Here is a 13,668-nt window from a genome sequence, read left to right as displayed (position 1 = left end):
CATCACTCCGGCATCCGGTCGAGTACATCCCGGTAGAGGTAGTAGCTCCGCTTGAGATAGGTGTGGTACAGGGGGTGGTTCCACCTCTCCCATTGATAGCGTCGGACGGCATCAGAGCCGAGACCGGCGGGCAAGGAATCGGCCAGATTTGTCCGCCCGCCCGTGGGACGGGCGGCGAGCCCCTCGCCCGACGGGCGATAAGAACACGCGATGGCGGCAATGCCGTCGGTGGTGTGGGTCTTGCCCCCTTGTTCCGCCATCCAGAGGACCTGCCGGGAACTGGGGTCGGTGATGTTCAGGAGCCCCCAGGGCAGCCGAAGCTCAATCAGAGTGCCCGAGACATGCCAGTCGGCCAGGGAGTCGAAGCGGGGACTTTGCGGATCGAGGCTGCCGAAGCGCAGCCCGCTCATGGAGAAGACCCGGGAGGGGTAGAACCGGGTGCCGTCCTTGCTGATGCGGCGGTGGTTGGTGATGTTCTGCATGACCACCCACTCTCCCGTATCGGACGGCACGGGGCGGACCGGCAGTCCCTCATTGAGATATTTGTCGTAGAAACGGCTTACCAGGATGCGGCTCGCGCCCTCGCCGGCCAGATGGATCAGGAAGGTGAGCCCCAGCGGGCTTCGGGCGTTGGTGTCGAAGGGGAGAAGCGTCTCCCCCGCCTTCGCCCCACAGGTATTGAGGCCAATCAGGTAGTGGGCCGCGCTGAAATCGACCGGTTCGGCCGTTTCGAGGCAGAGATAGAAAAATCCCTCATCGTGCCGCGCTGAAAGCCGCACGAGGGTTCGCGCCCCGTCGCGGCCGTCGCCGAAACGGTGCAGGGGGGCGCCTCCCCTCTTCTCCTGGAGGAGCGAGGCGTCACGCCATTCTTCACGTCGTCCGGCCAGGGTCACGACCTTGCCGGGATAACCGGGATAGGCGGCCATGAGGCCGTAGGTCTGCTCGGCATCCTGGTGATTGAACCAAAAGGGGTTGCGTTCGGCCGGGAGTTCATAGGGAAGAAAGACCCAGTTTCGCTTGAACCACTCGTCAAACCAGCTGAACAGCATCCCCCCGGCCAGCCCCGCGTCGCGGATGGCCTCCATCATGTAACCATTGATTTTCCCTTGGGAGACCTCGTCATGACCGCCATGATGCCAGCCATCTCGCTGCCAGTGAGTTGCCTCACGGCTCGACGGCACCCCGAACTCGGCGATAACCACAGGCTGTCGACCATGGTGGCGTCTGAGCCGCTTCAGGTACTCCCGGTAGGGGTTTTCGACATCCAGGAAGTCGTTGTTGAGAAAATCGGGATAGTAGGGATAGACGTGATAGGTGGCAAAGAACCCCGCCCCTTGCCGCGAGGCGATGAGCGCGGGATCAAAGGTCTCCACGTCCTCGTCCTCATTGCAGACGTCCACGTTCACCTGGAAACCCTGGCGAATGAGCCCCTCTTCGTAGGTGGACTCCGACGGATGGGTCAGGGGGTCCAGTGTCGGCCAGTTGATGGTGGTTACCGGATGGGTGCAGTCATAGGTGGCATGCTCGTAGGATTGGAGGTAGTCGCAGATCTCGGCGGCCCATTGCTCAAAGGGGAGCCCGTCGTCAACCTTCAGGAACTGGCCGGCAAAACCGCCCCGCTTGCGGCCGTAGCGCCCGTTGAAAGCGCGTACCGCGCAGCTTTCCCATTCACGGCCGACCACATAGGCGGCAGTCCAGGGGGAAACGTCGCGGCGGTAGGAACCGTGGGGCAGGCCGGGGCGCTCGGGGAAGTCGGCACTGCCGCAGACCGAGTCCACCGCCTCGCGAATCTGCCGATGGGCATACGCCAGAAAGTCCCGGCCGCGGAAATCGCCATCTTCGGGCAGCTCCAGCCAGATTCCCTGAAAGAGGAAAAGCCGTCCCCCCTGCTCGTTATGATCGGCCAGCGCTTCGTAGAATCCAGGGGACTGCACCGCGTAGACCCGTAGCGAGTTCACCCCCAGCTCTCCCATGAGCCGGAACCACCGGCGATAGGTCTCCCGGTGAATAGGGTACTCGCCCGGGAAGTACCCCGGCAGGCCCAGCCCCAGGTTGATTCCCTTGATGAAGAACCTGCGCCAGGAACCATTCTCCTTGATCTGCAGGAAATCCTCACCGGCCCGGAAACGGCATCCGCGGCCCCCGCTGGTCCGCGCCGGCACGGCAGGTCTGCCGATCCGTTCGATCCACTCGTTGGCATCCCGGTCGGCAGGCTCCAGGTCGAGGGCCTTGGCAAAGGCCCAGCGGGCTGCCGGCGGATCGCCGAGCCGGTGAAAGGCAAGGCCGAGCCCCACGAAACTCCGGGCAGTCGGTCCCGTCTCCTGGGCCCGACGGAAGATGTTGACCGCCTCCTGGCAGTCGCCCCGTTCCAGGGCCGTGAATCCGAGAGCCACATAGTCGGTCAGCGGCTTGCCCGTCATAGCCTGCTCCACAAGCCGGCCGCACCCTGCACCAGTTTCGCCAGTGCCCCCTGGACGGCCACCTCCACGGGACGGAACCATTCATAGGAAGACAGGAGCATGAACGTCACGTAGGTCAGGAACAGGGCCAGGAGCAGCACCCGCGGCACCAGATAGAGTATCCTGCTAGGCAACCGAACCAGACACTTCACCATCGATCTCCTTTCGCTTGGGCTTGCCCCACCCCTTTTTCCAGAACATGAACGTGGCGATGAGCCGTTCAACCACGATGATCTGCCGGTACCCGAAAAATTCGAGTAGACCGAAGAGGCAAAGCTTCAGGACGTCGCCCAACCCCTTGTAGCGCTTGTAAATGAGGTTATCGAGAAAGATGGAGCCGAGATTAATCCAAGTTCCCCAGAGAACAGCCAGGAGGAAAAAGAGAATTGCAAACTCGCGATTCACCTGACCCAGGAAAAAGAGAAGCACGAAGCCGAAATAGCCAATAAATTCAACTGCCGGCCCGAGTAGTTCAACCGTAACAAAATAGGGGAACCCGAACAGTCCGACCGTACCGTAGCGGGGGTTGAGGAACATGCCCCTGTTGTGCCAAAGGCTGTCAATGAGGCCACGGTGCCAGCGATTGCGCTGTTTGAGGAGCGATGCCATATCCGAAGGAACCTGGGTCCAACAGACAGGATCGGGCACAAACACTACCTTGTAGCGAATCCGGTTCTGGCGGCAATGGCGGTGGAGCCGCACCACCAAGTCCATGTCCTCGCCCACGCTCTCGCGGTACCCTTTGACGGCCATCACCATGTCCTTGCGGAAGATGCCGAAGGCGCCCGAGATGATCAGCAAGCTCCTGAAGTAATTCCACGATGTCCGCCCCGAGAGGAACCCCTTGGTGTACTCCACAGTCTGGAAGCACTCCAGCATCCCCCGGGGAGCGCGGACCCCCTTGACGATGCCGTCCTCCACCTCGCAACCGTTAAGGACCCGCACGATACCGCCGGTGGCAACGACCTCCCGGTCTTCCACGAAAAGCCGCGTCGCACGGATGAGCGCATCGTCCTCAAGCACGGAGTCGGCATCGATCGAGCAGAACAGGGGAAACTGGGAAGCGTTTATCCCCGCGTTGAGGGCATCGGCCTTGCCGCCGTTCTCCTTGTCCAGCACGAAGAGGTAGGGATGGTCGACGGAAACGTACTTGGCAATGATCGGCCGATGGGGAACATGCAGGCTGATGGGCTTGTCGATCCGGACAAGACGGAATTCGTTGATGAGACTTTCAAGAGTGCCGTCGGTGGACCCGTCGTTGATGACGATGACTTCGTACTCGGGATACCGCAGGGCGAGCAGCGACTTCACCGAGGAAACGATGGTCTTTTCCTCGTTGTAGGCGGGCACGAGGATAGACAGGGGCCGATAGAACATCCCGTTGAGCACGTTGTCGATGCTCTGGCTCGTGACGGCATTCAGATAGTTGCGGATGTCACGCAGGGAGATGATGGTGAACAGGGTGTAGAACCCGTTCAGCACGATGAAATAAATGAAGATCACCGGCTGGATCGCCAGCAGGAAGGCAACGATGTTATGAAGCATAGATGAGCCTCTTCAGCACGTATTGAGAAACATCGCGCACGAACCGGTCCTCGCTCCGGGTTGCATCCACGAGGACTTCGAGCCCCGCCTCTCCCATTCTGGAGAGAGAGAGTGCGGAATTAATCCGCACGTGGTAGCTTTCGTCGTGGAGCAGCTGCCGCAATGAACCCACGACTGCCGGGGAGTAAAGGTGGGCACTCTTGGCGGCAACGCCTCTGATTCGCCAATCGGTATCCCGGAGGCATTCGCTCAGAAGCACCTCCGTGTCCACCGCCGAAAAACGCTGCAGAGTGCGAATGCAGGCGATCCGCATCTCGGCCACTTCGTGGAAGCGGCGGAAGCAGTCAGCTGCAAGATCCTTGGCGATGAGGAACATCTCGCTGCCGCACGCCTGGATGATATCCCGCTTGAGAATGACCGGCAGCGCTTCGTCGTCCATGAGAAATGTGAACAGTTCCAGCAGTTCCTGCTCCTGATCCCGCTCACGGAACGCACGAATAATATTCGTGTAAATATATTCGTTGAACTTGGCTGACATGAACAGGGGATCTTTCAGGACGCGATTGATGAATGGCACGTCGTCACGGTCGGCAATCACGCTGAGAGCCCAGACGAGCTTGGGAATGATCCGCGTATCCCTCTCGGTATCGAGCAGTGAACGAAACAGGGGCTTCAGCTCGGGAAAGCCGAAATAGCCGAGTTTCTCGACCGCCACATACCTCTTCACCCACGAGCGGGACCGGACGCGAGCCCGGTAATAGGCATCAATGCCCAGTTCGCGGATGAAGCATCGCACGCTGGCGGCCATGGCGCCGGAGACGTTCACGAGCATCGTGGCAAACACGGCGCCAAGAGCATCGTACTCCAGTGCCGTGGTCGGCTTCGGGATCGCAAGGGTTGGTTCATAGCATTTGTGCGTCAGCTCTTCGAGATACCGCTCCTTGAGAGCAGCAAGGCGGCGGGTGCGCCTCTCCACGTAAACCTTGTGAAACAAAAGGGTCAGGAAAAGACCGAGTGTGACGACAAAGAGCAGGATATTCACCGCAACGATGAAATCCCTGATCATGCCGGTAGTTAGCAGATGCAAGTAAAGCTCGACCATGTCTCAGATGCCCCCTGAACTGCTAGCCGTTGCATGGAAAAATTGAAAATATTAGTAAAATTCTTCTCAGGATGCAACTCAAACCACTGTTCATCCACCGGCCTGAGTCATTGACAATCCCTGAAGATTCCTGTTTAACTGAAGCCATGAATAAAAAACGATCTCCCAAAACCGTACTCGCAGCCGGCCCCTCCTCCAAACGAGGTGATCTGATCGAGCTTGCCGTTACCGCCCTCGACGAGGATGGAAACGGTATCGGCACCCATGACGGTACCAACGTCCATGTGATAGGGGCTTTACCTGATGAACGGGTGCGGGCTCGCCTTACCCACGTGGGCAAAAGGCACCTCCACGCAGAAGCGGTCGAGGTGCTCACCCCATCGCGGGCAAGACTTGCACAGCCCTCCTGTAAAAGGGCCGGCAGTTGCGACGGCTGTCCGCTGATCGTTATGCATTATCCGGACCAGCTAAACTGGAAGCGCACCTTCACCGAGCGTCAGATCCGCCGCTACCAGACGTTGGGCGCTGCGGAGGTGCTGGCGACACTTCCCTCCCCCAATCAGCTTCACTATCGCAACTCGGCGAAACTGGTGGTTTCTGGGACGTTCCGCCGCCCGGTGATCGGCATTTACCGACGCAACAGCCATCAGGTCATGGATATCGGCACATGCCCCCTCCATCATCCTCTTATCAACCGAGTCGTTACAGCCGTGAAGGAGGGAATCGCCAAGTGCAAGGTCCAGGTCTACAATCCGCGGACCGGAAGCGGCCTTCTCCGTTATCTGGTGGTACGGATTTCGGAACGGACGGGCACGGCCATGGCGGTGTTTGTCACGGTCGAGCGCAACTACAATGAAATCCACCACCTGGCGAAGCACCTGCAGCAGAGCGTCCCCCAGGTCGAGGTAGTTGTTCAGAACGTCAACTCATCGGAGGGGAATGTCATCCTCGGACAGCGGGACTACTTTCTGACCCGCCAGCATGCCCTTACGGAGGAGTTGGGCGGCATCCGCTTCACCATTTCACCCCGGTCCTTCTTTCAGGTAAACAGCGGCGGGGCCCGGATCATATACGAGACGGTCCGCCAATGGAGCAGCCTGACCGGCAAGGAGTCCGTTGTCGATCTTTACTGCGGCATCGGTGGCATCGCACTCTTTCTCGCGGGCACGGCCCGCGAGGTTCACGGCATTGAAGTTGTGGAAGCGGCGGTAAACGACGCCGAAAGCAACGCCCGGCTGAACCGCATCCACAACTGCAGCTTCGAGGCGGGTGATGCAGCCGAACTGATTGAGGAACTCGTGGAGGAGGGTGAACGTCTTGACCTGGTCGTACTCAATCCACCGCGAAAGGGATGTGACGCTGGCGTTCTCAATAAAGTCGCCGCAGCCGGACCTGCGCGGATAGTCTACGTTTCCTGCGCCCCTGCCACCCTCGCCCGCGACCTGGACATCCTCGCCGGCCTGGGGTATGCCACCCTCCGGGTGCAACCCGTCGACATGTTCCCCCAGACCCCCCACGTGGAGAACATAGCCTTGCTTGTCAAGAAGTTGCCGCGCAATGACCGGCTTGAGTCGCCGGCCAAAGAGCGCAGCCGTCCCCGGGCCAGCCACAAGGCAAAAGGGGGAGCCGTCTGAACGGCCCCCCCTTTTGGGAACATCGACAATGCAGCTTTCCGGAAATGCTGTTATTTTCTGAGCACCTTCACGACCGAAGAGAAGTCTTCCTCACCCCGCCCGTCCTTGACGCCCTGCTCATAGGTGGCGCAGGCCACCTTGGCTGCCGGCAGTTCCAGACCCAGTTTTTCAGCCTTTTCCAGCACCAGCTCCAGTTGTTCGTGCACGTATTTAAGGGCCAGATTCCGGGTGAAATCACCACGGGCAATGCTGCGCCCCTTTGAGTGGAAGAGGGGCGAGGCCACTCCGCCCGAATCGAGCACTTCAAGAATCCGGTCAGCGGTAAATCCAAGCTTCTCTCCGAACACGATGGACTCGGCAAGGGCTTGCATGAGTTCGGCCTGGACCAGGTTCACCACAAACTTCATCCGGGTAGCGTCTCCGATGCTTCCCACATGGATGATATTCAGCCCAAAGAAGGAGAACAGTTCGCGGCAGCGCCCGACCAGCGAGGGATCCCCTCCCGCCAGGATGGTCAACAGGCCGTTGGCGGCATGCTCCTTGGTTCCCCACACCGGCGCGTCAAGGAACATGACGCGATGCTTGGCGGCCTCATCGGCCATCTCCATGGTGCTCGTCAGAGAGTGGGTTCCCATGTCGACAAGGATCGTGCCGGGGTCAATACCCGCGAAAATCCCGTCAGGACCGTAGATGTCGGGACGAAGCCGCTCTTTCTCGGGACGGATGTGGATGACGATATCCCTTCCCTTGGCAACCTCACGGGGCGTGGCTGCTCCCGTGGCGCCCAGGGCCGCCAGATCAGCAACCGCTGCCGGGTCAGAATCATAAACCGCCAGTTCGTAATTCCCCTTCAAGAGGTTGGCAGCCATGTGCCGCCCGACCGTACCCAACCCCAAGAAACCGACTTTTCTCAGCATATAATGCCTCCTGGTTCGCATGATAAAACACTGTCACGGATGGTTCACAATAGTACATGCTCTTGTGCGCCGAGACAATAGTCCAGTTTAAAAAATACGGCACATCAAACTGAAAAAAAGATACCGTTAAATGTTTCCATCGGCAAATGATTTTCGTACATTACCGGCTCCGCGGCACTATCGATGCTTCGCAACCCCTACGCAGTCGCACCATTGGGCAAGGACACAAGTTGAACAGCGGGGGGAAACGGGAGTGCAGTGATTCTGGCCAAAGGTAACAAGGTAGTCGTTAATGACCAGCCAATAGCGATGCGGAAGGATACGACGCAGAGAAAACTCCGTTTGCTCAGGAGTCTTGGTCCTGATGTATCCCCAGCGGTTGCAGATTCGGTGGACGTGGGTGTCGACGCAGATTCCCGGCTTCCCGAAACCGAGAGTGATCACCAAGTTTGCCGTTTTGCGCCCGACCCCCTTGAATGCGAGAAGCTCATCGAGTTCATCGGGAACTCCGCCGTCGTACCGTTCCAGAAGAACACGGCAGATTTCGAGGATCTGTTCAGCCTTGGTGTGGTAAAAACCCACAGGATAGATAGCCTTCTCGATGTCGTCCTTTGACAAACGCACCATTGCGGCGGGTGTATCCGCCAGAGCGAAGAGACGCTCCGATGCCGGTCCGGTAGTCCGGTCCTGGGTGCGCAGCGACAGGATGCAGGAGACGAGGACCTTGAAGGGATTGCCCTCCCGCTGCGAAACGATGGTAACGGCGGGGGACGGCCACTGTTTCACGGCCTCAGCCAAGCCGGCCATGACGACGTGGATATCGCTTTCTTTCATGAAAATCCCCGGTTCCTGAAGATGCGCATCAGAAGTACACCCAGGATCGACAGCGATATTCCCACGCAGAAAAAGAGATACCCAAGGGTTCTTCCGTCTCCCCATCCGAAGAAATCACGGCCTTCCATGAACCCGATCAGGTACAGCCCTGCAAACGTCAACACCCCGCCGAGCACATACAGCCCCATCGCCACGACCGCCAGAGCGATCCCCTTATCCTTGACCATTAAAATCTCCCTTTCCCTCCATGCCTGGCCCAGCCTGCAACCGGGCATTCTATCGGAATGGACCAATCATGGCAACGTCAATGTGAAAACACTCCCATGTATACATTAGTCCCTTGCCAAGGCTGTCATGGCGTGGTTTAGTTGACAGAGAGGGTAACACACCATGAAACTGATCGATCTTCACGTTCACTCATACCATTCCGACGGAGTTCTTGCCCCGGCCGTCCTGGTCGCCATGGCCGCCGAGCGAGGGCTGGCATCGCTCGCCATTGCCGATCACGATGCCGTTGACGGCATTGACGAGGCCGTGGCGGAAGGCGTGCGGCTCGGCGTCGACGTCATCCCCGCCGTGGAGCTTTCCGTTGAACTGGGACGCTTCAGCGACCTGCACATTCTCGGCTACTGCATTGATCACCACGATCCAGCCTTTCGCGATAAACTCGCCGGCTTCAGGTCCGCGCGCGACAACCGGGGCAAGGCGATCCTCGAAAAGATCAACCGCCGGCTGCTCCACTCCCGCAAGGCGCCCCTTTCCTATGATGAGGTCCTTTCCATGGCCGGCGGCGCCGTGGGTCGGCCTCATATCGGCCGCGTACTGGTCGATAATGGGTATGCGCGGGACATGGAAGACGCCTTTCGGCGCTATCTGATCCCCTGTAACGTACCGAAGCGTTACATGCCGGCCGGCGAGGCAATTGCCGAAATCCGCCGCATTGGCGGCGTGTCGGTGTTAGCGCACCCCCCGACCATTACCGATGACCGGCGCCGGTTGCGACAGGTTGTCGAACAACTGGCGCAGCTGGGGCTTGACGGACTCGAAGTGTTCAACAACCTCTGCTTCAAGGACGACATGCTCTACCTCGAACGCCTCGCCGAGGAATTCGGGCTGCTGATGACGGGAGGATCCGACTTCCACGGCTTCGAGGACGACGTGGAGCTGGGGCGCGGCCGCGGCGGTCTTGCCGTTGCCCACAGCTTGGCGGAAAAAGTAAAAGAACTGGCAGCGCAACGAAAACACTCCCACGCCTGACAACCGGCATCACGGGTGACGCCCATGGCCGACGCACGGGAAGTTCTCGAAATCATGAAAGAAGTTGCCAAAACCAGAATTGCCATGCTGCGGGACGGCACGACATTCCATCAGGGAGACAAACGCGCCTACTTTCTCCAGCAATACGAGGAAAAGCTCGCACAAATCGAACACCTAATCCGCAGGATCAGCATCCGCATCGTCGGCCCGGACGAAACAAACCGGCCGCGCCCGACCAAGTGACAGACTCCAGCAAAAAAGCAGTGGTCGTTACACGTTCCACACGCTCAGACCCGAATCACCTCAATCCGAGTCGCCGTCCGTATCGGAGGCATCCTCGCCCGGCTGGTGGCGGTATTTCACCTCAAGGGCGAGAAACGGCCCCACAATAGCATCGAACAAATCTCGGCCACAGGACACGCGGTCGATCCTGCCATGCTCCAGGTAACCATAATAGCGACAGCCACCGAAGCAGAGGGGCAGATAGGCGCAGCTCAGGCATTCCTCGTTCTTCCAGGCCCCAAGGCCATGGCTGGCGGCATGATCAGACAGGCCGTCATCAAGACTGCCCGCCGCAAGCCCTTCAATGCCGATAAAGGCGGGACAGCGGTAGAAGGTCCCATCATGGTTCACAATGAGTGAGTCCTCAGCCTCAATGGCGCAGTAATGAGGTGAAAGCCCCGGTGCGGGGAATCCTCGGCGCAGCAGCTCCTCACGGATAAAAAGGGTGGCATCCTTGAGCCAGGGTTCATTCACCGACGCGCACCCCCCCGTAAACTCGGGGAGTGCCCGATTCTCTCCCGCCGACATGACCGCGTTGAACCGAACGAGAGCGAGCCGCTCCGGACCGAGGCCCTCTGCCACGAGCAGATCGAAGAGGCGCGGATATTCCCGGTAGGTTTCGGGAGTGAAGTTGCCACCGATCTCCAGGGCTATGAGATCCGCAACGGCCTTGAGGTTGGCGAAAATGACGGAAAAACTCCCCTCCCCTCCCACAAACGGCCGGGCCGCATCATGGATATCCGGAGGACCGTCGAGAGTAACCGTTGCACCGACAAGACCCAAGGGGATGAGTTCCTCTACCAGTTCCCGGGTCAGGAGCGTTCCGTTGGTGGTCAGGGAGAAACTGAAGGACAGGCCTCGGGCATCCATCACTTTCTTCAAGGGACGGGCAATACGCCGTATGGTGGGGACGCTCAGGAGCGGTTCGCCGCCGTAGAACCTGAGCGACAGCGATCTCCCCTCGGCAACGGGCCCTGAAACGAGATAGGCCACCAGGCGATCCGCCGTGTCGTCGTCCATGAAATGCGCGCCCCTCCTGTTTCCCTCGAAACAGTAAGAGCAGGCCAGGTTGCAGCTCAGGTTCAGGATGATCAGGGCGGCAAACGATCGGCTCGCACGGTTGCTTTCATCAACAAAGGAGCACATTTCCTGCTGCTCACTGTCGTGATCGGGCACGAGAAACCCCAGTTCGGCCAGGGTCTGCTCCTCGTCGGCGTCGAGCCCTCCGGCACCGATGGCAGCAAGCAACTCATCATCCACCAGGATGAGCGCTCCTCGCTTGGCGGAAAACAGGATGGACGTGCCCGGCCGGTCCGGGCAGGGAGTAATAATCACATGGCGCGATAAGACCATGAATCACCTCATTGGGCAATTTCGCCGCCAACAATGCTGTGGGACGGCACGGGTTCACCAAAAGAAAAAGGGGAGATTGCTCTCCCCTTTTTCCAGTGAATCAAGGCTTGACTCTCAACTACACTGTTCTCCCGAAGATGATGATACAAATATATCCGGGTTGGTTCGGGTTCTTGACTGATCCTGCGTTGAGGACGGCAATGCGAGATGACTTTTTCATGTCTGTTGACTCCTCCCTCCTGGATAGTAGCACGGCGCTTTGAGCAAAAGTAATTGTAAACACACCAGCATGTCAACAAATAATTTTCAATAACATACGAGTAGCACTCCCTAAATTACCACACATTATCAAAAATCGAACCGTATCCCTCCCTCGAACCAGCGGCAGGGGTTTTTGAGGGTGGCGTCAACATACTGTGAACCATTAAACAGATTGCGGCCAGCTAGGAACAACTCCACACTGTAACGTTCATCACGATAGATATTTCGGGCAACATTCAGATCCCAGACCATTGAGGTATAGCTACCTTGGATGAAATCAGGAGCATTCCACCAGATGTAGCGCCCCACAAGGTTCGCCCTTGTACCCTTTAAGTCATCGAACTGTATGGTTGTATTGACCGTCTGCCGAGCCGCCGAGGGTATTCGCTGATGCGTGTTCCGATCTTTCGAATCCACAAAGGTATAACCGGCTCCCAGCGTAGTGTACATAAAAGGAATGGTCTTGACCTCGATCTCCATACCCTGTCGGCGCTGCTTTTCTCGATTTTCATACCGAAACTGCCCATCTGACAAAATGGTAGCAACAACAGCATCAGAAACATCATGCAGAAAAAAAGTAGACTTGAGCCACAGGTAGCGCAGGAGCGATGTCTCGAAGCCTGCCTGCCAGGAAAGAACCTTTTCCATCTTAAGGTCGGGGTTAGGGGCCAGGGCAAAGCCATCACCGACAGTGTAAATAACGGGAGGGACCGTGAACCCCCTCGCCAATGCGCCACGTAGCACCGTATGTTCACCAATGCCCCAGGTCACCCCAAGACTGGGGCTCAGAAAGTCCCCATTGGTGGTCGTGTGATCAAAACGGATGCCCGGGGTTATGGTCAAAGGCCCAAACACAATGGTGTCGTTGGCAAAGATTGCCGATTTTGCAATATGTGAACGGACAGAAGACCGTCCAATTCCAGAGCTCTCCTGTTCCAGCCTGAAATCACCCCTGTCAAACTCCGCCCCGACAGTCAGGCTGTGGTCACCGGTACGCCAGACAAGCTTGGTTGTGGCTCCGAAGGAACGGTCATCCAGCAGCGAGGCATCAACGAGTCCGGTGTCGAGACCATTGCGAAACTGGTCATATTCCAGCCACTGGGAGCGGAGCGAAAGGTCCCAGTCGATCCGCTCGGTAAGGGGGAGCGAGATTGAGAGCGTCGTCAACAGATTGTCGAACGTATTGTCATAGGACGTTCGAGCAACGGGGTCCATTTGGTCGCCGCGGTCGCCGGCGCTGTAGCCGAGAGAGAAGCGTAGATCTCCGCCGTCGGGCAACTGGTGGGTCAGCTTCAGATATGCCCGGTCGGTATCAACGCTGTTGTGGGGAAGGAGTCCGTCGGAGTGGAGCTTGCCGCCCGAGAGATAATAGCCGAACGATCCCACCGTGCCGGTGAGTTCGCCCCGGTAGTCGCCGGTGAACCGCTCACCCAGAGACGCCGACACCATGCCGGCCGCGGCCCTGTTCTCCTCGGGGGACTTGGTGATGACGTTGATGATGCCGCCAAGGGACGACCCCCAGGAGGTGGAGGCTGGTCCTTTGATGATCTCGACCCGCTCGATATTCTGCACCGGGATAGCGCCCACATCGGCAAAGTTTGAAGAGGTACTGGTCTGCGAGACCCCATCGATCAGAACGAGTACCTGATTGGGGTTCGACCCCTGGATACCGGGGAAGGCGAGACTGCCGGGACCACCCCGCCAGTCTTGCTGGACACCGGTTATGGTGACCAGAACGTCTGCCAGGGTATGGGCATTCAGGTTCCTGATTTCTTTGGCGGTAATGACGGTAATGTTTTCGGCCACCTGAGAGACGGGCTTGGGGTCCCGGGTGGGGGTCACAACCAGTTCCTTGTCCTCGTAAAACATCTCGAGGACTCTCATCTCCTCGTCGGCCTGGGCCCAGGCGTACCCTCTAAAGCCTGTCGGGGCAAGCAGTACCGAGAGGCCGAGCAATCCGATCACGGGAGTAAGGTTTCGTCTTCTGTTCTCAATAAGTCGAATGTCCATCCGCCCCCCAGCCC

The 13,668-nt window shown here is 58.5% G+C and carries 12 protein-coding genes; 3 read left to right on the top strand and 9 right to left on the bottom strand.

What is annotated here, in order from left to right; genetic code table 11:
• Window positions 1–2: 2 nt before the first annotated feature.
• The 4 genes from GS_RS07235 to GS_RS07220 are packed head-to-tail and all read right to left on the bottom strand — an operon-like array spanning window position 3 to window position 5,106.
• The gene (locus GS_RS07235) at window positions 3–2,420 is read right to left on the bottom strand and encodes a tetratricopeptide repeat protein (protein ID WP_010942102.1); all 2,418 of its coding nucleotides are present in this window, start codon (window positions 2,418–2,420) and stop codon (window positions 3–5) included.
• The gene (locus GS_RS07230) at window positions 2,417–2,593 is read right to left on the bottom strand and encodes a hypothetical protein (protein ID WP_235044998.1); all 177 of its coding nucleotides are present in this window, start codon (window positions 2,591–2,593) and stop codon (window positions 2,417–2,419) included. The genes GS_RS07235 and GS_RS07230 overlap by 4 nt, the downstream gene beginning before the upstream one ends.
• Window positions 2,586–4,004, bottom strand: a complete 1,419-nt coding sequence (locus GS_RS07225) for a glycosyltransferase family 2 protein (protein WP_010942100.1) — start codon at window positions 4,002–4,004, stop codon at window positions 2,586–2,588. The genes GS_RS07230 and GS_RS07225 overlap by 8 nt, the downstream gene beginning before the upstream one ends.
• Window positions 3,994–5,106: a HEAT repeat domain-containing protein gene (locus GS_RS07220; protein WP_010942099.1), complete on the bottom strand. Its 1,113-nt coding sequence runs from the start codon at window positions 5,104–5,106 to the stop codon at window positions 3,994–3,996. Before GS_RS07220 ends, GS_RS07225 begins: the two co-directional genes overlap by 11 nt.
• A 146-nt stretch (window positions 5,107–5,252) precedes the next feature.
• On the opposite strand from GS_RS07220, the gene rlmD reads away from it, so the two are divergent.
• Window positions 5,253–6,740 carry a 23S rRNA (uracil(1939)-C(5))-methyltransferase RlmD gene (rlmD, locus tag GS_RS07215; protein WP_010942098.1) on the top strand — a complete coding sequence of 496 codons (1,488 nt, stop codon included), beginning with the start codon at window positions 5,253–5,255 and terminating at the stop codon, window positions 6,738–6,740.
• Window positions 6,741–6,790: 50 nt separating this feature from the next.
• Here rlmD and GS_RS07210 read toward each other — a convergent pair whose 3' ends face one another.
• The 3 genes from GS_RS07210 to GS_RS07200 all read right to left on the bottom strand — a co-directional run bounded on the left by GS_RS07210 (window position 6,791) and on the right by GS_RS07200 (window position 8,718).
• Entirely contained in the window at window positions 6,791–7,657 is an 867-nt protein-coding gene (locus GS_RS07210; RefSeq protein WP_010942097.1) for an NAD(P)-dependent oxidoreductase, read from the bottom strand.
• A gap of 177 nt (window positions 7,658–7,834) precedes the next feature.
• Window positions 7,835–8,491, bottom strand: a complete 657-nt coding sequence (gene nth / locus GS_RS07205) for an endonuclease III domain-containing protein (protein WP_010942096.1) — start codon at window positions 8,489–8,491, stop codon at window positions 7,835–7,837.
• A complete protein-coding gene (locus GS_RS07200) occupies window positions 8,488–8,718 on the bottom strand; it encodes a hypothetical protein (RefSeq protein ID WP_010942095.1) in 231 nt (76 codons plus the stop codon). The genes nth and GS_RS07200 overlap by 4 nt, the downstream gene beginning before the upstream one ends.
• Before the next feature lie 163 nt (window positions 8,719–8,881).
• Here GS_RS07200 and GS_RS07195 point away from each other — a divergent pair, with 163 nt between their 5' ends.
• Both GS_RS07195 and GS_RS07190 read left to right on the top strand, forming a co-directional pair.
• A complete protein-coding gene (locus GS_RS07195) occupies window positions 8,882–9,748 on the top strand; it encodes a PHP domain-containing protein (RefSeq protein ID WP_010942094.1) in 867 nt (288 codons plus the stop codon).
• Window positions 9,749–9,772: 24 nt separating this feature from the next.
• On the top strand, window positions 9,773–9,991 hold the full coding sequence (locus GS_RS07190; RefSeq protein ID WP_010942093.1) for a hypothetical protein: 219 nt from the start codon (window positions 9,773–9,775) through the stop codon (window positions 9,989–9,991).
• A gap of 60 nt (window positions 9,992–10,051) precedes the next feature.
• Here the strand turns inward: GS_RS07190 and gptM are convergent, their stop codons facing one another.
• Window positions 10,052–11,383, bottom strand: coding sequence for a geopeptide radical SAM maturase (gene gptM / locus GS_RS07185; RefSeq protein ID WP_010942092.1), 1,332 nt, complete (start codon window positions 11,381–11,383; stop codon window positions 10,052–10,054).
• 348 nt (window positions 11,384–11,731) lie between these two features.
• The gene (locus GS_RS07180; RefSeq protein ID WP_010942091.1) at window positions 11,732–13,654 is read right to left on the bottom strand and encodes a TonB-dependent receptor plug domain-containing protein; all 1,923 of its coding nucleotides are present in this window, start codon (window positions 13,652–13,654) and stop codon (window positions 11,732–11,734) included.
• Window positions 13,655–13,668 lie beyond the last annotated feature (14 nt).

The sequence above is a fragment of the Geobacter sulfurreducens PCA genome (assembly GCF_000007985.2).
Lineage (GTDB): Bacteria > Desulfobacterota > Desulfuromonadia > Geobacterales > Geobacteraceae > Geobacter > Geobacter sulfurreducens.
The sequence above is the reverse complement of the archived record's forward strand: the minus strand, read 5'-3'. Positions and strand labels throughout refer to the sequence as shown.

Excerpts from the sequence above, each read along its gene's own strand:
- GS_RS07190 (WP_010942093.1), top strand. The coding sequence starts at position 9,773 with ATGGCCGACGCACGGGAAGTTCTCGAAATCATGAAAGAAGTTGCCAAA.
- GS_RS07195 (WP_010942094.1), top strand. The coding sequence starts at position 8,882 with ATGAAACTGATCGATCTTCACGTTCACTCATACCATTCCGACGGAGTT.
- gptM (WP_010942092.1), bottom strand. The coding sequence starts at position 11,383 with ATGGTCTTATCGCGCCATGTGATTATTACTCCCTGCCCGGACCGGCCG.
- GS_RS07225 (WP_010942100.1), bottom strand. The coding sequence starts at position 4,004 with ATGCTTCATAACATCGTTGCCTTCCTGCTGGCGATCCAGCCGGTGATC.
- nth (WP_010942096.1), bottom strand. The coding sequence starts at position 8,491 with ATGAAAGAAAGCGATATCCACGTCGTCATGGCCGGCTTGGCTGAGGCC.
- GS_RS07235 (WP_010942102.1), bottom strand. The coding sequence starts at position 2,420 with ATGACGGGCAAGCCGCTGACCGACTATGTGGCTCTCGGATTCACGGCC.
- GS_RS07210 (WP_010942097.1), bottom strand. The coding sequence starts at position 7,657 with ATGCTGAGAAAAGTCGGTTTCTTGGGGTTGGGTACGGTCGGGCGGCAC.
- GS_RS07220 (WP_010942099.1), bottom strand. The coding sequence starts at position 5,106 with ATGGTCGAGCTTTACTTGCATCTGCTAACTACCGGCATGATCAGGGAT.
- GS_RS07180 (WP_010942091.1), bottom strand. The coding sequence starts at position 13,654 with ATGGACATTCGACTTATTGAGAACAGAAGACGAAACCTTACTCCCGTG.
- GS_RS07200 (WP_010942095.1), bottom strand. The coding sequence starts at position 8,718 with ATGGTCAAGGATAAGGGGATCGCTCTGGCGGTCGTGGCGATGGGGCTG.
- rlmD (WP_010942098.1), top strand. The coding sequence starts at position 5,253 with ATGAATAAAAAACGATCTCCCAAAACCGTACTCGCAGCCGGCCCCTCC.